Source organism: Actinomadura sp. BRA 177, from assembly GCF_013372625.1.
GTDB lineage: Bacteria > Actinomycetota > Actinomycetes > Streptosporangiales > Streptosporangiaceae > Spirillospora.
In genome coordinates this window covers 1-2,128 of the sequence record NZ_JABXFD010000153.1, presented here as the reverse complement: position 1 = coordinate 2,128, position 2,128 = coordinate 1, and the positions used below count along the sequence as shown (strand labels likewise).

Here is a 2,128-nt window from a genome sequence, read left to right as displayed (position 1 = left end):
GTCGGCGGTGATGAGCACGGCGGAGGCGGTGTCGGTCGCGCACCAGGTCGGGGTCCGGGGCTGGTTCCTGCGCGGCGAGCCGGGCGGCGCCGCCGACATCGTCGAGTGCCTCGCCGGGACCGCCGCCAAGGACAGCCCCGACGACCTGGCCCGGCTGCGCCGCTACCTGGAGCAGCAGGCGTCGCGGCGCGGCGGCGAGCAGTGGAAGGCGCTGCACGCGGCCCGGCACCTGCTGCCCGGCTGATGGCGGTCACGTTCATCGGGGTCCGGCACCACAGCCCCGCGTGCGCGCGGCTCGTCCGCGACACGATCCGAGCGCTGCGGCCCGCCTACGTGCTGGTGGAGGGGCCTGCCGACTTCGGTACGCGGATGGACGAGCTGCTCCTCGGCCACACCCCGCCCATAGCGATCTTCAGCTATTACCGGGACGCCGAACGGGTGCACGCGTCCTGGTCGCCGTTCTGCGAGTACTCGCCGGAGTGGGTGGCCCTGAATGAAGGGCGCGCGGCGGGTGCCGAGCTGAGGTTCATCGACCTGCCCGCGTGGCATCCCGCGTTCGCGGACCGCAGCAACCGGTACGCCGACGCCGAACGCCGCTACGCCGACGTCACCGAGCGGCTGTGCCGCGAGTTCGCCGTCGACAACACCGACATTCTGTGGGACCACCTCTTCGAGATCGACCCCGGCGGTGTGGGGGAGCGGCTCGACGCGTATTTCGCGCTGCTGCGGGGCGAGGCGGAGGCCGGGGAGGACGACACCGCCCGCGAGTCCTACATGGCGGAATGGGTGCGGGCCGCCGAGGCCGCTGCCGGTGACCGGCCCGTCGTCGTGGTGACCGGCGGATTCCACAAGCCCGCCCTCGAAACGCTCGCCGCGACCGGCGGCACCGACTGGCCGGACGTGCCGAGGCCGCCCGAGGGCGCGGCCGGTGGCGGCTTCCTCGTCCCGTACTCGTTCCGGCGCCTGGACGCGTTCACCGGCTACCAGTCGGGCATGCCGTCCCCCGAGTACTACCAGCGGCTCTGGGAGGACGGCCCCGACGCGGCGGCCGGCGCGCTCATCGAGACCGTCGTCGCGCGGCTGCGCAAGCGCAGGCAGGTCGTGTCGACCGCCGACCTGATCGCCGCCCGCACCCTCACCGAGGGCCTCACCCGGCTGCGCGGCCACCGCGCGCCGGCCCGCACCGACCTGCTGGACGGCCTGGTGTCCGCGCTGGTCAACGACGACCTCGACCAGCGGCTGCCGTGGACGTCGCGGGGCACCCTCGCCCCCGGCGCCCACCCGGCCGTGGTCGAGATGGTCGCCGCGCTGAGCGGGACGCGCGTCGGTCGGCTGCACCGCGACACGCCCGCGCCGCCGCTCGTCCACGACGCGGACGCCGAGCTCGAACGGCTGGGCCTCGACCGGGACGGGCCGGTCGTCCTCAAGCTGACCACGCCGCGCGGCCTGGAGCGCAGCCGCGCGCTGCACCGGCTGCGCGTCCTGCGGATCCCCGGCGCCGTCCGCGAGTCGGGTCCCGCGACCGGCGCCGACCCGGTGCTGGAAGAACGCTGGGTCCTGGACGCCGCCGACCCCGCCGGGCTGCGCCGCTCCGCGCTCATCGAGGCGGGCGCGCACGGGCCGACGCTCGCCGACGCGGCCGCCGCCGTCCTGGACGAGCGCATGAACGACGCCGGCACCGACATGCGGGGCCTCGCGGACGTGCTGTTCGACGCGGCCCTGTGCGGCTGCGCGGACCGGCCCGACCGGATCGCCGGCGCGATCGCCGCCGGGATCGCGGGCTCGTCCGACATCGCCGCGCTCGGTGCCGCGCTCGACGCCGTCCTCGGGCTGTGGCGGCACGACCGCGTCCTCGGGACGGCCCGCAGCGCGCTGTTCGGGACGGTCATCGAGGAGTGCGTCACCCGGATCCTCTGGCTGGTCGAAGGGGTGCGCGGCGGGCCCGCGCCCGCCGACCTCGACCGCCTGCACGCCGTCGCCGCGACCCGCGACGCGCTCCTGCACGCCGCCGGGATGCTCCACCTGGACCGCGACGCGGCGCTCGGCGTCGCCCGCCGGGTCCCGGCCCTTCACCACAACCGACTCTCCCGCCGCCGCGGGTACGGGCAGACTCCCGCGACCCCGCAGC

2 protein-coding genes are annotated in these 2,128 nt (G+C 76.1%); both read left to right on the top strand.

Annotated elements, in window-relative coordinates; all coding sequences use genetic code 11:
- Positions 1 to 244: hypothetical protein (locus HUX53_RS04665; protein ID WP_217919084.1), on the top strand; the 244-nt coding region annotated here is incomplete at its 5' end.
- On the top strand, positions 244 to 2,128 hold a 1,885-nt coding region (locus tag HUX53_RS04660; RefSeq protein ID WP_176401930.1), incomplete at its 3' end, for a DUF5682 family protein. The genes HUX53_RS04665 and HUX53_RS04660, both read left to right, overlap by 1 nt.